We start from the raw sequence: 1,364 nt of genomic DNA, 5'->3' as shown, positions 1-1,364 counted from the left end.
CGAAATGCAGATAGAATCGCGAACCATAAAACCAGAAAAGAAAAAAAAGAAAGATCGGGTCGTTGCCCTACAATAAAAGGGCATTTTTGTAAAGATATTCTAGATGGTGATGCGCGAACCGATCGTCGAATTAAGGGGAGTGACCAAAGCTTTCGGTAAGAAAGTAATCTTAAATAACGTCGATCTGAAAGTGTACGAAGGGGAAGCGATCGGCGTGATCGGTCCATCCGGGACGGGAAAATCGACCATTTTACGCTTAGTCGCCGGATTACTGGCCCCCGATCGGGGAGAAGTGTACATCTACGGTACAAAACGGCAGAGAACCGTAGAACAGGGGGAAGATCCCCTCGGTGTTGGTCTAGTTTTCCAACAATCGGCCCTTTTTGACTCCCTCACCGTCGGGGAAAATGTCGGTTTTGCTCTCTATCGCCACTCAAAGCTAAAACGAGCCGAAATTCGCGATTTAGTGGAAGAAAAACTGGATTTAGTGGGTATGACTGGTTCCTACGACCTCTATCCCTCTGAAATATCCGGAGGGATGCGAAAACGGGTCAGTTTAGCCAGAGCAATTATCAGCGATCCCTCGATCGCCGCCGATCGACCGAACATTCTCCTTTACGATGAACCCACTGCCGGACTCGATCCCGTCGCTTCTACCCGCATCCAGACGGTAATTATGGAACTTCTCAAAGTAAAAAAAGCCTGTGGGGCCCATCTCATTGTCACCCACGTCCACAGCACCATCGAAAATACCACCGATCGCATCGTTTTTCTCTATAAAGGTCAATTTCAATGGGTTGGACCGACTCAAGAGGCTTATCACTCCGAAATCCCCGTACTCAAGCAATTTTTTACCGGCAGTATCGACGGACCAATTCAGTGATCAGTAAACAGTAAACAGTAATCAGTGAACTGATAACTCGCATCTGATCACTGATCACTGATCACTGAAATCCTCCGATTTCTCCTGTAAGATACTGTTTAGAGATGAGGAGTAATTATTTATGGAAGCTGGCGGTTCACAACGAGGGATTTCCCCAACTCTGCGGCAAAGTGGTATCGGTTTAATGTTACTGACATCGGGGGGAATATTAATCTGGTTTATCGCCTGGTTAAGTAATTTTAGCTTCGGGGGACGCAGTTATCGCGCCAGCTTCCTTTTTCCTAATGTGGGTGGCATGATGGTGGGAACCCGCGTCGGTTATCGGGGAGTGAGAATCGGACAAGTGACGGCAATTACCCCAGAACCGGAGGGAGTCGCCGTAGAAGTGGAGATTTCGCCAGCAGATCGCCTAATTCCCAGTAATTCCCTCATCGAAGCCATTCAATCCGGTTTAGTGGGTGAAACCACGATCGATATTACT

The 1,364-nt window shown here is 47.7% G+C and carries 2 protein-coding genes and 1 pseudogene; all 3 read left to right on the top strand.

What is annotated here, in order from left to right:
* Positions 1-76, top strand: a pseudogene (locus tag PX484_RS03580) (2OG-Fe(II) oxygenase); the annotation flags it as partial.
* A gap of 27 nt (positions 77-103) precedes the next feature.
* On the top strand, positions 104-883 hold the full coding sequence (locus PX484_RS03575; protein ID WP_008199437.1) for an ABC transporter ATP-binding protein: 780 nt from the start codon (positions 104-106) through the stop codon (positions 881-883).
* A 121-nt stretch (positions 884-1,004) separates the two neighbouring features.
* Positions 1,005-1,364 (top strand): MlaD family protein (locus tag PX484_RS03570; RefSeq protein WP_288102880.1); only part of this gene is annotated, 360 nt, incomplete at its 3' end.

This window comes from Microcystis sp. M49636_WE2, assembly GCF_030065375.1.
Classification (GTDB): domain Bacteria; phylum Cyanobacteriota; class Cyanobacteriia; order Cyanobacteriales; family Microcystaceae; genus Microcystis; species Microcystis aeruginosa_C.
The sequence above is the reverse complement of the archived record's forward strand: the minus strand, read 5'-3'. Positions and strand labels throughout refer to the sequence as shown.